Below are 21736 nucleotides of genomic sequence, written 5' to 3'. Positions count from 1 at the left end.
TTTTAACAGATAAATGATGGTTTTTTGGCTAGAAATGCTAGCAGACAGGCAGACTTTATAGCATTGAAAGGTTAAAGTGCTTGAAATTGATACACTTTAATCTGGTAAGACCTCCAACCATCAGGTTGTTTGGGGTATGTCATTGGGTAAATCTAATAAATCTGCGTAAAATATCGCAGTTTTTTCAACATATGAAGCATTACAGTGCAGTCTAATAACGATATTTACAAAGAAATTCGCCCTTACAATGACGAAGAAGTCAGCGGGGCTATTACGCGTCTGGTAAACGATAAAGAATTCATAAATGCCATCCTTAACTACCGCTTCCCACAATTATCAGGTGTGTTCGGTTGGTTACTGACGCCTCTGATTAAGCGATTCCTTATAAACAAGTGGTCAAACATTAAATCCGTCGATGATGTTCAGCGCCAAATTGCTAAATATATGCATGCGACAATTGACCACTCATGTGACGGTGTCACTTTCAGTGGATTGGACAAACTAGATCCGAATAAATCCTATCTATTTGTGTCGAACCACAGAGATATTGCGATGGATCCGGCCATGGTGAACTGGTGCCTTTACAACAACGGCTTCGATACAGTTCGCATTGCAATTGGTGACAACCTGCTGAAAAAGCCTTGTGCTACAGAGTTAATGCGACTTAACAAGAGTTTCATTGTTAAGCGTTCAGCAAAAGGGCCTCGTGAGATGATGAAAGCATTAGGCCTACTTTCTAGTTATATTTCTCATTCATTAGAGACTGGAAACTCCATTTGGATTGCGCAGAAAGAAGGAAGAGCCAAAGACGGTAATGACAAAACAGATCCTGCTATTCTGAAAATGTTTTATATGGATGGCCGTAAGCAGAAAATCGACTTTTCTGATTACATGTCGCAGTTAAATATCGTCCCGGTTGCCATCTCATATGAAAACGATCCATGTGATGTAGCCAAAGCGAAAGAACTTTACCAGAAAGAGACTGAAGGCAGTTACGAGAAAGGTGAGTTTGAAGATATTGAAAGCATCATCCAGGGCATCGTTGGCCAGAAGCGACGTATTCACGTTAGCTTTGGTGATGCCATTGGCGCTGGCTTTGAAACTCCGGAATCTTTGGCTGATGAAATCGACCGACAGATCACCACGAACTATCATTTATTCCCAGCTAATTACATTGCCGCTGGTATGACAGATAGTTCTGTGAATGAAACTGAGGTTGCCCGGTTCAATGAAAAGTTCGTTGACTTACCTGAGGGTGTAGTCGCTATCTTGAAGCAGATGTATGCAATACCCGCTCAGAAAAAACTACAGTAAATAACGAAAAGCAGCCAATTGGCTGCTTTTTTAATGGGGTATGAAACGGTCATTAACGCGAGCTAAAATCTCGCATCGTTGGTCGGGCTAAGTGTTCGCACTATCGACTTAGGTGATAACACCTCGACACGCCGGTTTCGCTGCCTGTCGACAGGGCGGTCTCCAGTACTCAATGGCTCTGTACTTCCCGCAGAGACGATTTGAATGCGCTCCTCTTCAACGCCAAAGACAGAAGAGATATAAATCGCTACAGTAAAGGCCCGCTCGTATGAAAGGCCAATATTATCGTCTTCATTAGCAAACTCGTCGCCATGCCCAACCACGATGACATAACTGTCAGGGTGCTGCCTTAACCTAACTGCAATAGGGTCGAGTAAAAGCTGCCCATCTGGTGTTAAGTCGAAACTTTCCATATCGAAATACACAGTAGTGCGAAGTTCCGGCAATTCAGTCAGCAGGATTTGAGCATTAGGCACCACATTATCACTACCACTAGATTGAATCGTTGCCGGAGGAGTGACGTTGTCACTGCCATTGCCACAACCCAAAACAAGGGCCGCGGCCATAAAGGGAATGGCGCGGGTAAGAAATTTAGTGATAGAAGCTGATAGTGTATTCAAACCAACTAAACCTAATTCTAAAGTCATATATGTTAGGTTTAGCTGATTTGAAGCGAATCACAACTGCGAAAATAAGATAGCTAGGTTGATCAACGGGCTACAGGATTGGGGGTGCGATAAGGAGGCACTGACATGCGTTCAGCCATGAAGTCAATGAATGAGCGAACCTTTGGCGCAAGGTATTTCCTGCGAGGATAAACAGCATAAATAGGTAGCTCAACATCCGCTTTCCACTCAGGGAGCAGTTGAACCAATTTGCCTGTCTCAATTTCATCAGTGATCAAGTAAGTTGCTAGATACGCAACTCCTAAGCCTGACATGGCAGCATCAAGCACAGCTGGCGCATTGTCTATACGGTAATTACCACGAGCACGAATTGACTGTCTTACGCCATCCCTGGTGAACTCCCAGTTGATATATTTACGTTCGCGGCTTTGATAAGTAATACAGTTGTGCTGGCGCAAATCACCCGGTACTTTTGGCATTCCATGTTCTTTTATGTATTCAGGAGAAGCCACAACCGCGAAATGGCAATCAGCAAGACGGCGGGCAACCATACCTTCTGGAGGATGCTCGTGAATAGCAACCCAACAATCAAAACCTTCTTCAAGTAGGTTAGGGCGGTGATCGAAAAGGCTCACCTCTAATTCTAAGCCGGGATGCTCTTTTTGGAATTCAGCCAATGCAGAAGTAATGTGGGGATTACCAAAAGACTGGGCGATACCAATGCGTAATACGCCTTTAATCTCGTTTCGATAACCTGCAACAAGCGCTTCAGCCTCGTTGACCGTATCAAGCAATTGTTGGCCATACTCAGCATATTGAAGACCTATCTCGGTTAGGGCGACGGTACGAGTACTGCGCTGTACAAGTTGACAACCAAGTCGTTCTTCCAAAAAGCGGATTTGTTTACTGACTTGTGATTTTGAAATCCCGAGGCGTTCTGCGGCCCTTGTAAAGTTTTGCTCATGGCCGACAGTGGCAAGGATCACCATTTGTTGCAGATTTTCTAGCATAGTTCAGACCAACTTCATGTTAACTCAGGAATTATATCATTGAACATGAATAGGGAGAATCACTGTCCAACTTATATGACGACGCCAGATAAGATGTCGGTGAGCGAGTCATGCATCAATAGCGACTCTCTGAAGATGAGACAATTGATTGAAATTAAAAATATAAAGCCAATAGAATCAATGGAATAGCCATTTAAAACAATAACCTTAAGGCTATTGTTTCTCGGTGTAAACAAAGAGTAGCGAGAGTAAACGATCTACGTTATGTCGTATGAGCAAACCGTTGCGTGTAGATCGTTGAAGTAGAAAAGCTAAATTAACAGAATCAATTGAAGCCATTAAATTGAACGATTTCATTAATTAGTTCTTTGGCTATATTATCTGAGCCTCATTAGGAGGTTTTATGTTCAAAGTAATGTGGCAGTTTTTTCTGCTAGGTCTTTATAGCTTCGGTGGCCCTGCCGCTCATATTGGTTATTTCCAACGAGAGTTCGTTCAAAACAAGAAGTGGTTAACCGATCAAGACTTCACACAGGCTGTTGCTCTATGTCAGTTTTTACCTGGGCCGGCAAGTAGCCAGCTTGGAATGTTTATCGGATTTAAAAGAGCAGGTTACTTAGGTGCACTTGCTGCATTTGTCGGTTTCACATTCCCGTCATTCTTATTACTAACCTTTTTGGCTATTGGTAATCAGCAATATAATGATGTTGCCTTCATCGATACGGTGATTCAGGCTGCTAAATTGTTGGCCGTTGTTGTGGTTGCAGATGCTATGTGGGGGATGGTTAAGAAAAACATTACTAGCAAACTTACTGCAGCTGTTGCGATTACGACTGCGATTAGTGTTTTTGTCACATCAGGGTTGCTTGGGCAGATTGTGCCTATTTTGTTCGCGGCATGCTTGGGCTTTGTTATTTCATCTCAGAAGCAACATAATTCCGAGTTATCGAGTCAGCCGATGATTAAACCTCATCTGGGTATCGTCAGTGTCTTTGCGATCTTGCTATTGGGCTTACCGCTAATAGCTGGAAAATCAGAACTGCTTAACCTTATCAATGTTTTCTATCAAGCGGGTAGTTTTGTATTTGGTGGTGGTCATGTCGTTCTTCCTCTTCTTGAGCCATTGATGGAGGGGATGGTAGAACCTGATACGTTCTTGAGTGCCTATGCGTCTGCGCAGTTAGTGCCAGGGCCAATGTTCACAATGGCAAGTTATTTAGGCGCATCGACTATCTCTGAAAGCCCGTTTATTGGTAGTTTGCTCGCTACAATTGCTGTATTCTTGCCAGGCAGTTTATTACTCTTTGCATTCTTGCCAACTTGGAGTGCTTTGTTCAAACATCAACGTCTTCAAGAGTCAATATTGCTGGTTAATGCATGTGTTGTCGGTTTGTTGGGTAGTGCATTTATCAAACCGGTAATCTCAACTTCAATAAGCTCTGTATTTGATGTTATTGCCGTTATTGTTGGGTTCTATCTTCTTAAGTATCGAAACATTCCTGTATGGGGCTTGATAGCATTGTTTGTTGGTTACCAATACATCATGTAAGCATGAAAACGATTTAAAAACGCACAGCCTTCGGGCTGTGTTCTTTTTAAATCTAACGCACTATAACTATTTATTTGAAACTAAAATATACACACATATCCCAAACAAAAAAAGCTCACTACGATGTTTAAAGCTGATTAAGGTAAAGTTAAGAATGGGCTGATAAAGTAACTGCAAATAACTATTACGCATTGGTCACTAACTACATGAAAAATCAAAGAAAAATAAGGCCAAACCTTACCAATTATGATGTTATAGAAATTCTTGAAAAGGAGTTACGCGAAGCGGAAAAGCGCATTTTCAAGAAAACGATCTTAGCTGTTGGCACTGGTGTTGTTTGTTTAATTTTGTTTATAACAATTTTCGTTCAATCAAATAGTTCGATGATTAGGGATTACGCAGCAGAGGCAATGAGAAAATCATTCGAAGCCGAGCGGGCTGTTCACATCATTGATGAAGCTGCCGGTACAAATTTTCTTGAACAGGCAAAAGATAGGCAGTAGTAGAAGAGCACCAATTTTGGTGCTCTTTTTCATTTAAATCTGTATAACCAGTTCGTGATTCTTAATTAATAATTCAGGGCGGGCCGTTTTGAGCATTGACTGTTTGAAGTCCTCATCATTTAATCGGTACACTGGTCTCGTTAGTAGGTATTGTCCAACCATCTCAATGATTGGAGACAGTAATTGTTTGCTGGGAAGGTTCAGTTCATTGGGTTGAATATCGATGTCTTCAACATTTAAGTCATTAAGAAAAATGGCACCTTCTTCTTTGTCGTAGTATGGAATAGCACTAAAGCTGACTTTAATTTGTAAATTCTGCGTGCTTTGTCCTTGGATTGTTATCTGTGCTTTTGAGTCAGCATCAAGATTGACTCTGTCATCTGCAACACGTCCAATACCTACTTTCACATTTTCGAATTTAATATTGGCATGAGCTAACCCTTTAAAGCCTACAGTTCTTTCAAATCCGCTTCTGTCATCAAGGTAATCCTGAATCTCCCTTTCAGTTACACTGTAACTCGCGCACGAGGAAAGTAACAGCGACAGCAATAGGGTATAAATGATTTTCACAATTAGCGCCTCATACCTTTTTATTATCTATAAAAGCGTATCAGAGGCATGTCGTATCAAATGTGCATAACCGAGATTCAGTAAATGAACACCCTGATCAGAAGCACTTTTTAAACTGCTGCTTGTATAATTTATTCAATTGCTCGTTATACTTAGCGCCTTTCTTTGTTGAGTAGCCAGACCGCATTTTTTTCTGGATTGACTCTATCTTATTAGTGATTTTCTTACACTCTTTGCTTTTCTTCGTCGCTGAAAGGGCAAACCCACTATGGCTTAACACCAATATCAAGATAAGGAATACTGCTTTGTAATTCATACTACCAACACCGTCTGTCGTTGAGTTGGTAACAATATACGGACAGCGGAGTTTGTTAACATGTTTAAGCTTCAATGATTAGAGGTTGGATCGTAGAGAAGTGAAATGATATAGCAGGTGATTACAAAAAATTAAGCCCTCGCTAGAGGAGGGCTTTTAAGCTGTTGAAGTCTATTATGCCGTTTCTGCAAATAGAAGCTCTAGGTCATAGTTTTCACGGCTAAGCGTGTTCTTCAATTTTTTCAATGAACTCACTTGTAACTGGCGAATACGTTCACGTGTCAGGCCAACTTCGTCAGCTACTTGCTGAAGTGTTTGTGCTTCATAACCTAGCAGCCCGAAACGGCGGCAAAGGATTTCACGATCCCGCTCATTTAAGCTTTCTAGCATCGCAATGGCAAGTTTGCTGATGTCTTGTTTATCCAGTTCGTTCTCTGGTTTAACGCCTTCATCATCAGCAATAAATGCAGAGATAGTTTGAGAACCTGAATCATCTGAAATTTGCTGGTCAATTGATACGACAGGGGCATCATATGCCAGTACATTTGATATATCTTCTACAGAACGCTCTAGCTTTGCAGCGATCTCTTCTTGGCTTGGTTCCTGATTCGTCGTTTTCATTAGTTGCTTGTGTGTACGAAGAATCGTGTTGATCTCTTTGGACACATGCACCGGTAGACGGATAGTACGAGCCTGGTTGTGGATAGAACGTTCTATGGTTTGCTTAATCCACCATGTCGCGTAGGTAGAGAAGCGGAAACCACGTTCTGGATCGAACTTCTCGACGGCTGTGATTAAACCGATATTTCCTTCATCGATAAGATCACTTAGTGACATGCCGCTATTGCGGTATTTTTTTGCAATGCTAACAACGAGGCGCAGGTTACTCTCAATCATTGTTGCTTTGGCAAATTTATCACCACGCAGAGTTTTTCTGCTGTAAAGAATTTCTTCTTCTTTCGTAAGTAAAGGTTTGTGCGCGATTTCTTGTAGATACAGATGGATTACATCAGCATCGAAACCATTATTTAGTTCTTGTGATTTGATATCCATATCTTACCCCTAACAATGACAACCCAAAATGTTATATGTTTGTTTTAATTTGTTACATCCACACACTAACATGAACAGTATGCATATGCCATTGAGGAATGGTGTGTTTTTATATAAAAGCAAGAATGTGTTGCATTATGCTATTGACAAAGTCTTTTAATTTACTAAGAAAGCTCTACTTGGTTAAAACTTTCACACAGCATGGTGAGGTTGGAACATATGCTGACTATTGCCTAGTTAATCAGTATGTTGTGCACATATAGCTGACGTTGTTATAGCGTTTAATCATAAAATATATCGTAAATATATCTGATTTATGTCTTTCAAAATGTTTCTCGGAGGTGGATATGGAGCTGAAGACAAACCTTGTGTCCAGTGTCGTTTTTAGCAAAAGAAACGGCGAAATTATGATGTTAATGTTAAAAAGAATCGATGATAACTACTGGTGCAATGTCGCGGGTAAAATCGAACTAGGCGAATGTGCTACAGCCGCAGTGATCCGTGAAATTGCAGAGGAAACACAACTGAAGGTAGACAAGTTGTATAGCGCAGACTATCTACAACAGTTTTACCATGCTCAAACTGATCAAATTTTCATGGCGATTGGCTTCGTGGCGTTTTGTGCTGGTGAACAGCCAGTGATTATTAATCATGAGCATACTGAGTACCGTTGGTGCTCATTAGAAGAGGCATTAATGTTGGCGCCTTTTCCCAATCAACACCAATTTTACAAGCATGTATGGAAACACTTTATTAATACGCCGCCTTCGTCTTGGTTGAGAGTATCGGAATAGAAAGACACTTACGTCGAGCATAGCAGGCTAACACTATTAGCCTTGTGTTTTCGGCTTCCTAGTCATCGGCACAAGTTGATGTCCAAGGGATTATTTTAAGCCGTTCAAATGGGATAGGGTTACCTGACTTATCACTGACGCCGTAAGTACCATGCTCCATATGAGATAGGGCTTTTTCTATTAAAGCCAACGTCTCGGTGTACTGTTCGACAAGCCCCATTGCTCTGTCAGCTTCTTCTCTAATGTTGGCGGCCTCAGCAACATCTGTTACTGAACAGTCTTCCTTTTTGGCGATAACCTGGTTTAGTTTGATGATCTCATCTTTAAAGTGAGCTTTTTTTGAGAGCAACTCTTCGTGGAGTTGTGTCAGTTTTACATCATCAAGCTCAGAGTCGGGGTGGAAGGCAATACCCATATGCTAATCCTGTATTCATTAACTAGGTTTACAATGAATGTAGCGTGTTTAGGTAAGTATAGATTTTTAAAACTGAAACGAAAAAAGGTAGCCGAAGCTACCTTTCAGAAATCATTTGAACAGCATTAATTATGCTTTCTTAAGATCTTGTGCAGGGTAAGTCAAAGTCATGCCATCAACTTTAACATGGATGTAGAAGCCGCCACTGCTGATGCCAGTAACAACCATCTCACCTAGCTCAATACCTTTAGTTGCAACTACACGATCTTCTTCTGCAAACATTATAACACCTTGTTTATTAACAATAAGATTGAATTATCTATGGGCGCTATTAAAGCAGAGATATTAGATTACAACTAATCGACTTTTTGCTCGAAACAATAAGAATAATTCATGTAAGGGTAGGTCAGTGACTAGTAATCGCTGACACAAATCATGAAAGACTCGTAAGCGTCATACATCTTATTTTCTAAAGGCTTAGTCACCGCATGAGGAGAAGAAAAGCTTCTGACTTCCCTCCCAATACTATCAATAATTTTGGCGTCATCAATTGTCACGTGGATCTTGTCGTCCTGAATGTGAGTTTTAAAATTAGCTTTAAAAGGTGTGTATCGATCGCCCAACTGTACTTCTGAAACATACGTTAGTTCCCAGGTCTGGTCTGATGCAGACTCACTCGTGAATAACGATTTAGTGTACGGGTTATAGAATAGCTCGTTGGCACAAATTTTCGTTGCTTCATAGGCAGTATAAGAATCACCAACAATAGTCTTAATAATGGGTGAGATCGGTGAGGCTATAACTTGTAAAGATAGAGAACAGACAACAACAGCAGTGATAAACAGTTTCATTCCTTAGCCTTATTAGAACATATCCTTGCTAGTGATTATCGAATCACATGCAAACTTCAAGAAGTGTTTGTAAGTGCATGAATCATAACATTTAAGCTGCATAGTTTGTAATAGCATGAGTAAATGGGATTTCGTACCGTGACATAAACACATACAGACTTTGTCATTTCTCGTTGAAAGTAACGTTCGACAATAACCTGAATATCAAGGAATCGATCCAGATCTCCGGAAAAACTATAACTGGATATTTGGTAGGATTAAAATATTTAACTAGAATGTAAAAGGTAAAGGCTAGGGGAAACGTTCACCGACTTTCAATACCCTAGTATCAAAAGCCCACTTAATCAGAGTGGCAACCCTTTTCGAGAAAGTCGTATAAGTAACCATATACATAGCTCTGCCTACTTTGGCAGAGCTTTTTTATGGCAGTAGTAAGTTAACAGTGGGTTCAACAACAGTCTCTGATAACCGCTGATGTTTAAAGCGATTTAGTCACCGTGACAATCGGTGTATCTGGTGCTCAACTTAGCGGTACAATTCAGGCCATTGCACCAATGTTTATCGGCTTGTTTGACACAGTTCGCAAGAAAAAAGGTAAGGGGACTTGTGTGGTAGAGCTGCTTAAACTGTTCACCGAACTTGGTGAACTCCACCGACATTGATCATCTGTTATCTATTATTCCGGTCTGTTAAGGCACATGTATCCGTACTGGATGAGCTTTTGAAGATGTTAGCGAAGCATGAGAAGCGTATCCTCAAGGTTGAGTGGCTTAAAGAGAAAACCGATGTAAATTGATAATTACCACATTTTTCCGTTATTAAACATTATATTATCGAGTTAAAATGCATAGAGTTTTATAGTAATACTCATATATACATGTGGATAATAATGAACAATAAATCATTCAAATATGGCATTGTAGCAATGTCGGTAGCTTTGTTGGCAGGATGCCAGACCACGGCAAACAGCGCGGATAACCTTTACAACCAGTATAGAGCGAAACCAAATAATAAAGCATTTGCTATCGGAACAAATAACGTAGCAGGTGCAGCTTGGGGCTCACCAACAACATCTGAAGCGATAGCACTCGCTAAGAAAACTTGTGTTGATTCAGGTGGTAACAACTGTAGCGTAACAGAAGTTAATGGGAGCCCAATTACTTCTCAAACACCAACTGCACCAGCGTCTACCAACTCAACAGTCAACAACTACAATATCATATCTCAAGGCACTGTTTATAAAGCTAATACTAATAAAAAAGGGTCTGGATTTTTTGTAAATAATATCAATATTTTAACTACAAGTGACATGATCGGTAGCTGTGCAAAAATCAACTATGAACGCTCAGGTCAACTCTTTGAAACTAGGCTTGTCAGTGTCGATAAAGCAAATAAAATTGCCATACTTAAGGCACTAACTCCAAATGAATCTTATGCAACAATCAGTCTAAATAAACAAACTATACAAGGTGATCGTGCGTACACATACGGTTACGTTCCATCTTCAAATGGTATGAATGCAAAGACACCAACATACCAAGGAAAAATCACTGACGGCATCATTAGCTCCGTGTCTGGAAGCGATAACGATGTCAGGTTTATGGAAACAACCAATGCGGTTGATCAAGGTAACATTGGTGGACCTGTAATTGCTGAAAATGGTGCAGTTATTGGTTTGGTTAAAGATGGTAAAGAGTCAATTAAGTCTTCGATGTTCAGTATTTTCTTGAACGAATCCAATATTGAATACAAGACGACTTCAGATAAGAAGTCGCTACCACCATCGAAGATTGCCGAGAAGAGTAAGCAATTTTCGGTGCCTTTAGTTTGCCTGAATGAAGCCTAAATTATTAAGCCCGCAATCGCGGGCTTTTTTACGCCTGAACAAAGGCTAGGGAGCCGACGGCGCTACGCCTTGCATTGAGTTTCTCCAGAGCTTTTCGGCAGATGCATCTCCTTGACTAAGCGATCCTGTAACGTTTTGTTCGCGCGCTCAACGCGGCCCTTGGCTTGCGAACTGTTGGCACAGATCAATTCGATATTGAGATCATTCAGTACACGACCAAACTGGGTGAGTCGTTCAGTGTGGGCATCACGCTTGCTGACATGGAAAACCGCATGCCGATCACTATAGAATGCAGTGGGTTTACCGTGCTGTTCAAGGTATTCACGGGTAGCCACCATGTAGTCGAAAGCTGATTCAGTTTCACTGAAGCGCAGGTTCATCAAGCGGCCAGTAGCATCATCGATGTATACCAACAGACAGCATTTGGGGCTGCGACCTTCGAACCAGTCATGGTGGGAGCCGTCAATTTGAACCAGTTCACCCAGGCAATCACGCCGGTGGCGAGGTTGGTAAACTCGCGGCTTACGTTTGGCATGGGGAACCCAAAGACCATCGGCGATCATCCATTGGCGTAGCGTCTCCAATGAAATTGAAATATCGTGACGCTCGGTGAGTTTTTCGTGGGCTAGCGTTGGGCCAAAGTCAGGATATTTTTGATTGATCAGACTCAAACAACGGTAACGGACGTTATCGTTGATTTTATTCGAAGACGGTTTGCCTCGGCGCTGATGAACAAGGCCTGCAGCACCGGACTCACGAAAGCGTGTCACTAAACGTTGTACCTGGCGAACACTGAGGGAAAGGATACGTGCTGCATCGGAACGTCGAATACGGTGTTCACACACATCACGGATAGCACTCAGGCGTAAAATCTCTTTATCATTCATGGTTACCAACATCTTCAGTTCATCTCACACAGACCAGACAAGGTCTGATCAACATAGGAAAAACAGGACATTTTCACTTTGTAGAAAAGAGACACTTTAGCTTTGTGGCTACAATCCGAGTGCGCATTATGTATATTATGTTAAATGAGGTATCTATCTTTTATATGTAGTCTTCAATTAGTACCTATACCATTTGCTTGTGTAACCCACTCTCCACCGTCAGGTTGCAGTTCGCTTTTCAATTACACTGTCACTTCGTGGCAATTTAACAGTAATGCCGATTTACCATAAAGTAGATAATTTGCAGATAAGCAAAATGCCTTTCGCAGGATGCGTTTGCCAGTTTGCTATCGTGGAAATTATCTAATAAAAAGCCCCAAGCAATGCTCAGGGCTAGAATTTTAGTCATCCACTAAGATTAAATTAGCCGCCAGCCAATTTTACTGTGTGGCCTTTTTTCTCAAGTGCAGCTTTGATTACATCTCGCTTATCACCTTGGATCTCGATGTTGCCATCTTTCACTGAACCGCCGCAGCCGCAGACTTTTTTCAGTTCGGCAGCCAACAATTTCAATTGAGCATCTTCCAGGTCTAAACCCGTTACGATGCAAACTCCTTTACCTTTACGGCCTTTTGTCTGGCGTTGAATACGGACAACACCGTCACCTTTAGGTCGTTGAGGTGCTGGTTTGTCTTCTTTGATACGGCCAGTTTCTGTGGAAAATACCAAGCGGCTGTTGTCGTTCATGGGAAAATCTCGTTTAATTTCTTGGATCTGTGAACCAGGTACTATCTTGCGATTTCACATTTGAATATCACCTGAACCAGAATACTATCAATAATAGGTACTGTAACGGAAACAGTTATGATTAAAAACGTTATTTTTGACTTTGGTGCTGTGCTGTTCGAATGGGACCCTGCAAAAATCGTCTCGACGTTTACAGACTCTCAGGACGAACAAGCCCTATTACTTGAACATGTTCTACAACACCCAGATTGGCTATCGCTCGATCGTGGCGAGATGTTGATGGCTGAAGCCATACCTCGTTGTGCCGCTCGCGTTAATCTACCTGAATCAAGGATGGAAGATTTTTTCGAGCACATCCAGAGCAATCTCCACTTAATTAATGAAACCTACGATCTAGTCAACCAAGTGTTGAGCCTTAACTTTTCTGCTTACTTTCTCACAAACATGAGCAGTGCCTTTTTTGAAAAGTTAAATGAGCGTCATGGGCTTTACCAACTGTTTGATGGCGGTTTGGTATCCGGAAAAGAACTCGCTATTAAGCCAGAAGCAGAGTTTTTTGAATTGCTTTGCCAACGGTTTGATATTGACCCGAACGAATCTCTTTTCATTGATGATCAACCCAAAAACCTCGATGCAGCTAAAGCCCTTGGGTTTGAAGTTTTTCACTTTAAATCGCCCCAACAAAGCTGCTCAGACATTCGTAATTTGCTAAAAATTAACTAGAATTTTTGTTATTACGATGAAATTCATTTAACGTTCATCTGAAAAATGGCATATTGCCACTTAATTTGTACCTAAGCGTCAGGAGTTTTCGTGAAAAGACTTTTTATCCCAGCAATGTTGTTATTCTCTGTTATGGGTTCCAATCTTGCCATGGCTGAGTCAAAAAGTGACGATTCGAAATCGATTGTAGGTCAAGTCGAGACTATCAAAGTCTATGATTTAGAGATGGATTACCTAGCACGTATTGATACCGGTGCAGCCACTACATCTATCCATGCCAAAGATATTAAAGTTATTGGTGATGAAAGTGACAGCGATAACATGCGAGACCACCTTGGCCATACCGTTGAGTTCACTTCTATCAATGAAAAAGGTGAGGAAGCGACTTATAAAGGCAAGATCGTCAAAGTCAGCAAGATTAGAAATGCTCAAGGTGTTGAAAGACGTTATGCCGTGAAGATGGATCTTGGCTGGAATGGTGAGCATAAGACTGTTGCAGTTAACCTACGAGACAGGAGTAAACTAGAATACAAACTCCTGATCGGACGTAATTGGCTCGAAGGTGACTATTTAGTCGATGTCGAGAAACTCGATGAAAACGATTAATTGAGTTAGCCAAGTAAAAAGAAACGCCCTACTCTGGGCGTTTTTTTATTGCTGTCTGTTTTGTTGAAGTTTAGCTACAACCAAATCTAAGTGTTTTTTTATGGCTAAAGGAGAGCCTTTTAAGAGCTTGCTACCAAGCATGACATACCAACCATTTGGCTCTCCATTATCATTGATCAGTTTAAAGCCTTTGTACTCTTCGATTTTCTGATCGACACGTTCAGTTTTATTAGCTACAAGGAATTTTTCAGGCGGCATAAATGTTTGCATATCATACCACCAATCAATACTTTTCTTTACCAGAGTTAGCTTACTGATAATTGTATTTCCATTAATGATTGTTTTCCAACCATCAGGTGCTCCGGAGGCATTTTCAATATTGTGGCCTCGATGGAACAGTCTTTTTTTCATTTCTGCCTCGTTCTGTTGAGCCATAATGAGCCTTGGTTTTCATAAGTATTTTTAAATATAAGCATCAAAACTTTGGTTTGTCTGCTGTTCAAGCTCATTAGTGTTACATTTGTGCGATTATATATGAACTTTCGAGATATCTATATTAGAATATGATAGTAAATAAATTATAGTGCACTAGGTAGATAAACTATGGCTAAAGAGATTACTCCAATACAAGATGAGATTGAATGTTTGTTGAGTATAAAACGCTTCAATAAACCATTAGACTCCGTGGAAGTCATGAGAACACTCACACATGACAAGTATGCTTCTAATACACTCATTTCATTTAAAAATGATTGGAATAATTTCTTGGCTTTTTGCCAATCTGAACATATCCCTGCACTTCCGGCTAAAGCTGATACGGTCCACCGTTATATCGAGCAAATGGCAAAGGTCAGAAAGTTAGCCAGTCTAAAACGTTACATGGTCACTATATCTCTCGTACACCGCTGCCATAACCTGAGTGACCCATGTGCAAAATCAGAGATTCGTCTCGCGATGAAAAAGCAGCAATTGGAGAAACACGACGATTACCAAAATGCTGCACCTTTTCGAGATGAGCACCTTCAGCAATTGATTGATACCTTCGAGCTCTCTACAAAGCCTAAAGATATCAGAGATTTGGCAATATGGGCAGTGATGTTTGAAGCCATGCTTAAACGTAGCGAACTTGCTGCCCTTTCTGTTGAAAATCTATACATTCACAGCTCGGGGCTTGTTGATTTAGATGTCAACCAAACAACAATTTCACTCAGTAGCATTGCGTCAAAAGCTCTACAACGTTGGCTAGTTATCGGCATGATTGAGAGTGGTTTTGTGTTCAGGCGTATAGACAGACACAGCAATATCGGCGACAAACCATTAGATCATTCTTCGATTTATCGCGTCTTCCGACGAGCCAGTGACGATCTCGGATTAGGGGAAACTTCCCTATTCTCTGGCCAGTCTCCTCGTGTAGGCGCTGCTAAAGATCTCTCTGATGCAGGATTATCTATTATTGAAATTCAAGAACAAGGCCGTTGGAAAAGCCCAGCGATGCCGGCTCAATACGTTGGTAACACTGATAGGCATGACAAAGAAGTAAACAAATTCATCAAACCTAAGCCCTGGGAAAAATAAGTTAAAGTGCCCAAGGATAAATTAGTATTTAGGTGACAAACATAAAATTATAGTGCATTAAAGTGGGAGTATTTGCTACCTTTTAGGCTCATCCGTCCAATGCTCCTCGTAGCCAACCGTTAAATCGATTGGGGCCGTAATTCTTTCGAACAATGCTTTGAGAGGCTCCATTTTACCAAAGTAACCGGCTTGATTTGCATCTACCCATTCATTGAGCCCAATGCCTTCCCAGCACACTTCGTAACCCGCATTGATAGCCAATATCTCAAAGAATATTCTCTGCACCCGGCCGTTTCCCTCCCTAAAGGGATGAATGACATTGAGTTCGCAATAATAAAAAGCCAATTTATCAATGAACTCATCCAGCGCTAATTGACATAAATAATCTTCTTCGGCCAGCTCATTAAGTAACTTATTTGCTTCGCGCTCAATGTTTTCCCAATGGCAAAAGCGCGTTTCACCTTTTGTGATATCAACCGTTCTAGGTATGCCTGCCCAAGGGTATAAGTCTTGAAACAGCGTTCGGTGAATTTGTTTGAGGTAGTCAAAAGAGAGATTATCAAAGGTGGGTTCAAAGTGGCTCGCGCGTACTCGCGTGAAATCCCGCTCAGCCGCCTCAAGTTCATCCTCATCTCGAATGTTGAGTAAGTTAATGAGGACTGTAGTGTCTGGATAACAATCAGGGTCTCTGTCTACCCCATATCTATCTGGCATAGTGTCCTTTTAATTGTCTAATCTGTTCAATTTCACTCAAACCGCTCTCTGAGTTGGTACACTCTTCTTGTTCTAAGTGGATCCCTTCTAATCGCAAACTCGCACGATAGTTTTTCGCTTGCAGTTGCTTAAAGCGCCTCTGCTTTTCATCATCCGTTAACATGTAAACTCTTTCTGCCTCATCATTGTTATTGTCGTTGGCGTGCTTTAAAAGTATAGCCAGTTTGCTTTAAGAAGAAAAAAGCCGGTCTAACCCGGCTCTTCATTACTTCACATTGTTCTTTATTGCCTGCTCCAAAAAGCCTTTGAAGGTATGGCCATGGTGCTCAAGCATTTTAGGGAACATCGAGATTGGTGTCATACCCGGAAAGGTATTAATCTCATTGAGAAGAATCTCTCCGTCTTCACTTAGGAAAAAGTCGATACGTGACAAGTCTTTAAGTTTCATATGAACAAAGGCTTTGCGAGCGTAATGACGAATTTTCTCGATTTGATCCTCAGTCAAGTTAGTCGCTTCTACTGCTGTAGTAGAGTGGCTATCTGCACTGTATTTCTCTTCGTAGGTGTAAAACTGATCATCCGGGCAAGAGACCTCGCCAGGTTTTGTGATGACCAGTTCACCATTGAACTCATAAGATGAGATTTCAAGTTCGCGTGGTTTGATCGCTTTTTCAATCAGCACTTGCTCTGAGTAACCAAATGCATCATTGACTGCCTTGGCAAGTGCTTCCTTTTCAGTGACACGGTAACAGCCTACAGATGAACCTTGGCTTGCTGCTTTTACGAACACTTTGCCCCACTTATCAAAAGCTTCTTCAGCTTGTTGATGAGCTTGTTCGTTGTTTTCACTTAAGAATACATAAGGGGTGTTTGGAATTCCCAATGCATCAAACCATAGCTTTGTCGTGATTTTGTTGAAGCAGTTCGTGCTCGCTTCAGCACCACAGCCTAAGTAAGGCAATTTCGCCATATCAAGAAATGATTGAAGATCACCTGTTTCACCAGGGAATCCGTGAACACATGGAATCACGTAATCAATTTTCTGCGCTTCATCACCCTGGAGCAGTGTGCGATCAAGGTTAAGATGACATAGTTGTCCCTGATGATTGAACCAACCATCAGACTTCATTTCTATCCGGGTATAAGTAATGTCGTCAATCTGCTTGAGCTGCTGTTCAATGTAATTGGCAGATACTAGAGAGACTTCGTGTTCGGCGCTTCCACCGCCACAGAGTAATAAAACGTGGATTGAGCTCATTATCATCCCTTGTGTAAAATTCTTCCTTAATAGTAATAAAAAAAAGGTGACTATTGCACCTCATATCTGTGGTTATGGGGATTTCTTTCGAATTTTTAACAAAAGCCAGCCCAATAAGCTAAAAATTGCTCAGTAATCATAATTATACTTTATCAAATATACAAAACCCACAACATCACTGAGAAAGTTGTGGGCTCTATGATTATGGGGTAGTTTCTCTAAATCAGTTCAAACGAGTCAATTTAGGCGTTGGTGATGCCTTCACCTCATCGAGGTCTCTAATGAAAGGCCCATATGTTTTGACATCATTAGGCAAAGCATCCAAGGCTGCTCGTGCTTGCTCTCTTGTCTCAAACTGACCGTAAAGCAATGTATACCAAGGTACTCCATTGATAGTCTTCACATTCGTCCAGACTGGTTTGTCTGAAGGCAGTTTATTCATATAAGTGGTAAAACCTTTGTTGTGACTCAATGCCAACACTTGAATTGAATAACCTGATTGAGACAACGCAACATCAGATGATGAACTTTCTTCAGCAGCCTTTTTAATAACCTCGGTAGCAGTTTCTTGGTCAGCGCTGCCTGTTTCAGCGATTGATGTTTCATCTAATTTCGCTAGAGTTTCAGATTCTAACTGTTCCTGAATAAACACTTCTTCTGTCGATGAAGTTATGATCTCAGTCTTTCCTGAATCAGATGCGCACCCTGAAATCGCCGTAACTACGGCCAATACGGCTAGTTTTTTCATTATTTCTCTGCCAGACAAAAATTCTCATCACATTTTGCCGCCGGAAATTCCACCATTCAAGCCTAAGTTTAAGATAGATCAACAACTATCTGCCCTGTATCACAGGAAATACAGGTAAAATATTACTGTATTCTTTTCTTTAATGGAGCTCATCATGGCCGATCCTCATATTCAGAGCGAGTTAGATAGTCTGGATAAACTCACTGTACTCTTATATCGAACTGCTCTTACGGCCGCTGCAGGTATTATGTCGATTGTCGCTTGGGAAATCGAAGTGGGTACCACAGCCCTTGTTATAGCCGCCATTTTGGCAACGACGACCGTTCACATCTATGACAAGCGTTTTCGTTGGCTAATTCTTGGGAGTGCTTTGTTCGCGGTGACTTGGTTACTGTCAGGCCTTTGGACCCCGTTGGCTTTAGGAGCGGCTTTGTTTTCCTTTAGCGCTTTGGCTATAAAAGAATACTTTTGCTTTCAGTTGAAACCCTTGTTGCTCACCCCTATTGCTTTGGCGGGATTCTGGTTTTGTCTGGTATTCAATCAAGCACAAATCAGTTTTGCATTTAGCATGACGGGGGCAATCCTGCTGGCTGTTGCGGCATTTTCCAAATGGCGTATGCCGATGCATTACGATATCGGCGACAAGACCAAGTATCAGATTTAATTTCCTATCGTAGCGACACATCGTGGCAAAGGAATTGCCACGCCTCCCTCCAAAAACCGTCCAGTACAAACTACCAATATAGCTAATGCATTGATATTTGGCATTGATCACAGCTCAAGTACTTTAGCCAGAAACTCGTTGAGGGTTTAGTTACACTCAGTGAAAAGCACTGGCAAAAAGAGTTGTGAAATGGACGGATTAGACAAACTCCTAAAACCCAAGTCAATCGCCGTAATCGGTGCCTCCGATAGCCCTAATCGGGCCGGTAACGTGGTGATCCGCAACCTATTGGCTGGGTCGTTCCACGGCCCAATCATGCCTGTCACACCCAAATATGATGCGGTTGCTGGTGTTCTGGCCTACCCAAGTATAGACAGCCTGCCCCGTGTGCCAGATTTAGCTATTGTTTGTACCAATGCACATCGCAATGTCGAAATCATCCGCCAACTTGGTGAGAAAGGTGTAAAAGTTGCCATTGTGCTTGCAGCAGGCATGGCGAATATCATTACCGATAACCAAACTGAAGAACAACGTATGTTTGATGTTGCTCGACAGTTTAATATGCGTTTGGTTGGGCCCAACAGTATGGGGCTCATATTGCCTTGGATAAACCTCAATGCGTCTTTTTCACCGATTGCAGCCAATAAAGGCAATATCGCATTTATTTCTCAATCGGCCGCTGTATGTACCACCATCCTCGATTGGGCGAAAAATAAAAATGTCGGTTTTTCTACCTTCCTTTCCCTTGGTGATGCCTGCGATATTAACTTTGCAGAGCTTCTTGATAATTTATGTCGAGACAGCAAAACCGAAGCGATTCTGCTCTACATAGATTCAGTGAAAGATGCCCGCAGGTTTATGTCTGCTGCACGTGCGGCTGCACGAAACCGCCGAATCCTCGTCGTAAAAAGTGGTAGAACCCCAGCAGGCAGTGCTGCAGCTTTCTTGCATACAGGATCACCTGCCGGGTTAGATGCCGTTTATGATGCTGCGATACGTCGCTCAGGGATGCTACGGGTGAATAACACCCACGAGTTGTTTGCAGCAGTCGAAACCCTTGCTCATTCCGTTCCTCTCCGTGGTGAACGCTTGGCGATTTTAACCAATGGTGGCGGCCCTGCCATCATGGCCGTCGATGCCCTCGCCGACCGAGGTGGTAAACTGGCACAATTAAGTGACGAAACCACCAGCAAGCTGTCTGCTTTATTACCTTCATGCTGGTCGAAGGCCAACCCGATCGACATTATCGGTGATGCGGATATCAACCGTTATGAGCAAGCCGTTAAAATTCTTTTAGACAGTGATGATTTTGATGCGCTGTTAATCATGCACTCACCTTCAGCTATAGCGGCAGGGAACGAGACGGCAAGACGATTGGTGGAAGTACTAAACTCCCACCCTAGAACGCGGAAATTCAATATATTGACCAACTGGGCTGGTGAAGATGAAGCCATCGCCTCCCGTAAAATTTTTACCGAAGCTGGTTACCCCGCTTACCGAACACCAGAAAGCGCCGTGTCGGCTTTCATGCATTTAGTGGAATATCGCAGAAACCAAAAACAGCTAATGGAAACCCCTGTTTCTTTCGGAGAAACCAAAGCCAACCCTAAGCATGTCCATGATGTCGTCAACCACTTGTTAGCACAAGGGATCACCCAGCTTGAAACCCATGATGTGAGGCCGGTTTTAGAGGCATACGGGTTTACTACACTGCCTACATGGATCGCCAGTGATCCTGCTGAGGCTGCGCATATCGCCAACCAAATTGGTTATCCCGTTGCTGTGAAACTACGCTCGCCAGATATCCCACATAAATCAGAAGTTCATGGCGTCTTACTTTATTTGCGGACGGCCGAAGAAGTCGCCAATGGCGCTCAGGCTATTCTTGATCGGGTCTCATTGGAATATCCTAACGCAAGAATTGATGGCCTGTTAGTGCAGCGAATGGCAAAACGAGCCGGCGCTCAGGAGTTGCGCCTCTCGGTTCATCATGACGCCACTTTTGGCCCTGTTATCTTACTAGGTGAAGATGCTGGCGATTGGGACATTCATAAGAATGCCGCCGTGGGGATCCCGCCGTTAAATATGGCCCTTGCACGCTATATGGTGATAAATGCCATTAAGACCGGTAAAATCACTCAGCGTAATCTTCCAGAAAAAATAGATATTCCCGCGCTTTGCCGTTTGTTGGTGAAAACATCGCAGCTCATTATTGATTGCCCGGAGATCGAGTCATTTGATATTCACCCGCTACTGGCTACCGGTGATGAAATGACGGTTATCGATGCTTCAATGACGCTTCATCATTTTAAAGGCAATAGACAAGAAAGATTGGCCATCCGTCCTTATCCAAAAGAGTTGGAAGAAACTGTCGCATTAAAAAATGGTGAGCGTATTCTGCTACGGCCAATTTTACCGGAAGATGAGCCACAACATGCTGAGTTCATCTCGAAAGTCTCTGTAGAAGATCTTTATAAGCGCTTTTTCTCAGATGTTGGCGAGTTTAATCATGAAGCGTTAGCCAACCTTACTCAGATTGACTACGACCGTGAGATGGCTTTTGTTGCTGTGCAGCAATCAACAAATAGCGATGGTGAGCCAGAAGAGACTATTATTGGGGTTACCCGCGCATTATCGGATCCTGAGAACATCGAAGCCGAGTTCGCCATCCTTGTGCGCTCGGATCTTAAAGGGGTCGGCCTTGGCAGTATATTGATGAATAAGATCATTCGTTATTGCCGAGAGGCCGGATTACATCGGATTACAGGCATGACGATGCCTTCTAACCGTGGAATGATCATGCTTGCCCAAAAAGTTGGGTTCGAGATCGATATTCAGATGGAGGATGGTATCGTTGAGATGTTGTTGCCTCTTCTTCCTTCAGGACGATAACTGTCGCTAACAGATTCTGTGCAAAATCAATAGCGACATCCCAGTCCTGTTCGTCGATAGCAAATTGCAGATCGG

Annotated in this window: 24 protein-coding genes and 1 pseudogene; 11 read left to right on the top strand and 14 right to left on the bottom strand. The window is 42.1% G+C overall.

The genetic code is table 11. The features are described from left to right. Positions 1–204 precede the first annotated feature (204 nt). Positions 205–1314, top strand: a complete 1110-nt coding sequence (locus C9J01_RS03035; protein WP_107296620.1) for a 1-acyl-sn-glycerol-3-phosphate acyltransferase — start codon at positions 205–207, stop codon at positions 1312–1314. Between the two features lie 62 nt (positions 1315–1376). On the opposite strand, the gene C9J01_RS03030 is transcribed toward C9J01_RS03035, so the two are convergent. Then, positions 1377–1934 (bottom strand): OmpA family protein, encoded by a 558-nt coding sequence (locus tag C9J01_RS03030; protein ID WP_158264482.1) that lies wholly within the window; start codon positions 1932–1934, stop codon positions 1377–1379. An 89-nt stretch (positions 1935–2023) separates the two neighbouring features. Then, positions 2024–2950, bottom strand: a complete 927-nt coding sequence (locus C9J01_RS03025) for a LysR family transcriptional regulator (protein WP_107296618.1) — start codon at positions 2948–2950, stop codon at positions 2024–2026. 403 nt (positions 2951–3353) lie between these two features. Here C9J01_RS03025 and chrA point away from each other — a divergent pair, with 403 nt between their 5' ends. Together chrA and C9J01_RS03015 are read left to right on the top strand one after the other, a co-directional pair. Continuing rightward, positions 3354–4499, top strand: coding sequence for a chromate efflux transporter (gene chrA, locus C9J01_RS03020; RefSeq protein ID WP_107296617.1), 1146 nt, complete (start codon positions 3354–3356; stop codon positions 4497–4499). A gap of 206 nt (positions 4500–4705) precedes the next feature. Continuing rightward, positions 4706–5002 (top strand): hypothetical protein, encoded by a 297-nt coding sequence (locus C9J01_RS03015; RefSeq protein WP_107296616.1) that lies wholly within the window; start codon positions 4706–4708, stop codon positions 5000–5002. Positions 5003–5035: 33 nt separating this feature from the next. On the opposite strand, the gene C9J01_RS03010 is transcribed toward C9J01_RS03015, so the two are convergent. Then, complete coding sequence (locus C9J01_RS03010) at positions 5036–5572, bottom strand: YceB family lipoprotein (protein ID WP_107296615.1); 537 nt, start codon at positions 5570–5572, stop codon at positions 5036–5038. Positions 5573–6062: 490 nt separating this feature from the next. Next, complete coding sequence (gene rpoS, locus C9J01_RS03000; protein WP_107296613.1) at positions 6063–6941, bottom strand: RNA polymerase sigma factor RpoS; 879 nt, start codon at positions 6939–6941, stop codon at positions 6063–6065. 347 nt (positions 6942–7288) lie between these two features. Between rpoS and C9J01_RS02995 the strand changes: the two genes are divergently transcribed. Then, complete coding sequence (locus C9J01_RS02995; protein ID WP_107296612.1) at positions 7289–7735, top strand: NUDIX hydrolase; 447 nt, start codon at positions 7289–7291, stop codon at positions 7733–7735. A 58-nt stretch (positions 7736–7793) separates the two neighbouring features. On the opposite strand, the gene C9J01_RS02990 is transcribed toward C9J01_RS02995, so the two are convergent. From C9J01_RS02990 to C9J01_RS02985, 3 genes are all read right to left on the bottom strand, one after another. Further along, positions 7794–8150 (bottom strand): TraR/DksA family transcriptional regulator, encoded by a 357-nt coding sequence (locus C9J01_RS02990; protein ID WP_107296611.1) that lies wholly within the window; start codon positions 8148–8150, stop codon positions 7794–7796. 129 nt (positions 8151–8279) lie between these two features. Next, positions 8280–8432, bottom strand: coding sequence for a hypothetical protein (locus C9J01_RS29750; RefSeq protein WP_170114874.1), 153 nt, complete (start codon positions 8430–8432; stop codon positions 8280–8282). A 131-nt stretch (positions 8433–8563) separates the two neighbouring features. After that, the gene (locus tag C9J01_RS02985) at positions 8564–9001 is read right to left on the bottom strand and encodes a hypothetical protein (protein WP_107296610.1); all 438 of its coding nucleotides are present in this window, start codon (positions 8999–9001) and stop codon (positions 8564–8566) included. A 497-nt stretch (positions 9002–9498) separates the two neighbouring features. On the opposite strand from C9J01_RS02985, the gene C9J01_RS29575 reads away from it, so the two are divergent. Next, the gene (locus C9J01_RS29575) at positions 9499–9663 is read left to right on the top strand and encodes a hypothetical protein (protein WP_158264481.1); all 165 of its coding nucleotides are present in this window, start codon (positions 9499–9501) and stop codon (positions 9661–9663) included. Between the two features lie 227 nt (positions 9664–9890). Then, positions 9891–10847 carry a trypsin-like peptidase domain-containing protein gene (locus C9J01_RS02980; protein WP_158264480.1) on the top strand — a complete coding sequence of 319 codons (957 nt, stop codon included), beginning with the start codon at positions 9891–9893 and terminating at the stop codon, positions 10845–10847. Between the two features lie 83 nt (positions 10848–10930). Here C9J01_RS02980 and C9J01_RS02975 read toward each other — a convergent pair. Both C9J01_RS02975 and yciH read right to left on the bottom strand, forming a co-directional pair. Continuing rightward, positions 10931–11734: pseudogene (locus tag C9J01_RS02975) on the bottom strand (ISNCY family transposase); the annotation flags it as partial. Between the two features lie 423 nt (positions 11735–12157). Continuing rightward, positions 12158–12481 carry a stress response translation initiation inhibitor YciH gene (gene yciH, locus C9J01_RS02970; protein ID WP_107296608.1) on the bottom strand — a complete coding sequence of 108 codons (324 nt, stop codon included), beginning with the start codon at positions 12479–12481 and terminating at the stop codon, positions 12158–12160. 117 nt (positions 12482–12598) lie between these two features. On the opposite strand from yciH, the gene C9J01_RS02965 reads away from it, so the two are divergent. Next, the gene (locus C9J01_RS02965) at positions 12599–13204 is read left to right on the top strand and encodes an HAD family hydrolase (protein WP_107296607.1); all 606 of its coding nucleotides are present in this window, start codon (positions 12599–12601) and stop codon (positions 13202–13204) included. 114 nt (positions 13205–13318) lie between these two features. Beyond that, the gene (locus C9J01_RS02960) at positions 13319–13810 is read left to right on the top strand and encodes an ATP-dependent zinc protease family protein (RefSeq protein WP_222939882.1); all 492 of its coding nucleotides are present in this window, start codon (positions 13319–13321) and stop codon (positions 13808–13810) included. Between the two features lie 45 nt (positions 13811–13855). On the opposite strand, the gene C9J01_RS02955 is transcribed toward C9J01_RS02960, so the two are convergent. Next, a complete protein-coding gene (locus tag C9J01_RS02955) occupies positions 13856–14245 on the bottom strand; it encodes a DUF3319 domain-containing protein (protein ID WP_237156849.1) in 390 nt (129 codons plus the stop codon). Positions 14246–14413: 168 nt separating this feature from the next. On the opposite strand from C9J01_RS02955, the gene C9J01_RS02950 reads away from it, so the two are divergent. After that, positions 14414–15385, top strand: coding sequence for a tyrosine-type recombinase/integrase (locus C9J01_RS02950; RefSeq protein WP_107296605.1), 972 nt, complete (start codon positions 14414–14416; stop codon positions 15383–15385). A 75-nt stretch (positions 15386–15460) separates the two neighbouring features. On the opposite strand, the gene C9J01_RS02945 is transcribed toward C9J01_RS02950, so the two are convergent. The 4 genes from C9J01_RS02945 to C9J01_RS02930 form a co-directional block, all read right to left on the bottom strand. Continuing rightward, positions 15461–16099 (bottom strand): putative adenosine monophosphate-protein transferase Fic, encoded by a 639-nt coding sequence (locus C9J01_RS02945; RefSeq protein ID WP_107296604.1) that lies wholly within the window; start codon positions 16097–16099, stop codon positions 15461–15463. Then, a complete protein-coding gene (locus tag C9J01_RS02940; protein WP_107296603.1) occupies positions 16089–16262 on the bottom strand; it encodes a YhfG family protein in 174 nt (57 codons plus the stop codon). Before C9J01_RS02940 ends, C9J01_RS02945 begins: the two co-directional genes overlap by 11 nt. 102 nt (positions 16263–16364) lie before the next feature. Continuing rightward, complete coding sequence (locus C9J01_RS02935; RefSeq protein WP_107296602.1) at positions 16365–17357, bottom strand: D-alanine--D-alanine ligase; 993 nt, start codon at positions 17355–17357, stop codon at positions 16365–16367. A gap of 223 nt (positions 17358–17580) precedes the next feature. Next, the gene (locus C9J01_RS02930; protein ID WP_107296601.1) at positions 17581–18105 is read right to left on the bottom strand and encodes an SPOR domain-containing protein; all 525 of its coding nucleotides are present in this window, start codon (positions 18103–18105) and stop codon (positions 17581–17583) included. Positions 18106–18259: 154 nt separating this feature from the next. On the opposite strand from C9J01_RS02930, the gene C9J01_RS02925 reads away from it, so the two are divergent. Together C9J01_RS02925 and C9J01_RS02920 are read left to right on the top strand one after the other, a co-directional pair. Beyond that, positions 18260–18769 (top strand): DUF2301 domain-containing membrane protein, encoded by a 510-nt coding sequence (locus C9J01_RS02925; protein ID WP_107296600.1) that lies wholly within the window; start codon positions 18260–18262, stop codon positions 18767–18769. Positions 18770–18958: 189 nt separating this feature from the next. Next, positions 18959–21661: a bifunctional acetate--CoA ligase family protein/GNAT family N-acetyltransferase gene (locus tag C9J01_RS02920; protein WP_107296599.1), complete on the top strand. Its 2703-nt coding sequence runs from the start codon at positions 18959–18961 to the stop codon at positions 21659–21661. Positions 21662–21736: the final 75 nt, after the last annotated feature.

Origin of the sequence: Photobacterium rosenbergii, from assembly GCF_003026455.1 — a bacterium.
GTDB lineage: Bacteria > Pseudomonadota > Gammaproteobacteria > Enterobacterales > Vibrionaceae > Photobacterium > Photobacterium rosenbergii.
The sequence above is the reverse complement of the archived record's forward strand: the minus strand, read 5'-3'. Positions and strand labels throughout refer to the sequence as shown.